Raw genomic sequence first — 503 nt, forward strand, 5'->3', positions numbered from 1 at the left:
CTGCCACGCGCTGACCCGCTCGCCGCTGGCCCCGCTGGTCACCGCATCCCCCGGACCCCGCCCCGGCGGCCGCCGCCGGCCCGGTGCCGCGCCGGGTGGCCGCCCTGCTCGCCCCGCACCGGGACCCGGCGGCGGACCGGCGCGGCCGGCGCCGCCGGGTGGTGGCCGCCCTCGCGCTGGTCGCCTGCCTCGGCACCAGCACCGCGGCCACCCTGGAGGCCACCAGCGACCTGCACCAGGCGGTGGAGCACGCCCAGGCACGCGACGCCGGACAGCACTGAGGGGCTCACCGCTCCCGCGCACGGGGTGCACGGCTCACCGCCCCGGCTCGCCGCACCATCGCGCGCCCCTGCCAGTGGCATGTGCCTTAGACCGGCCCCGATCTGCGCCGGATCGCCCGCCGGGCCGCCGGCCGGCCCGGTCCCGACGCCCCCGACCAGCGGCACAACCGGAAGCCCGGATGCCGCACTCCACCCCCCGGCACCCCCGGCCGGGGTGCGGAT

At 81.3% G+C, this 503-nt stretch carries 1 protein-coding gene; it reads left to right on the forward strand.

Annotated features, from left to right (window positions below; all coding sequences use genetic code 11):
- The first annotated feature begins 95 nt into the window (after positions 1-95).
- Positions 96-281, forward strand: a complete 186-nt coding sequence (locus tag C7C46_RS35420; protein WP_181442609.1) for a hypothetical protein — start codon at positions 96-98, stop codon at positions 279-281.
- The last annotated feature ends 222 nt before the right edge of the window (positions 282-503 follow it).

Origin of the sequence: Streptomyces tateyamensis (assembly GCF_003205575.1) — a bacterium.
In the GTDB taxonomy this organism is placed as follows: Bacteria; Actinomycetota; Actinomycetes; order Streptomycetales; family Streptomycetaceae; genus Kitasatospora; species Kitasatospora tateyamensis.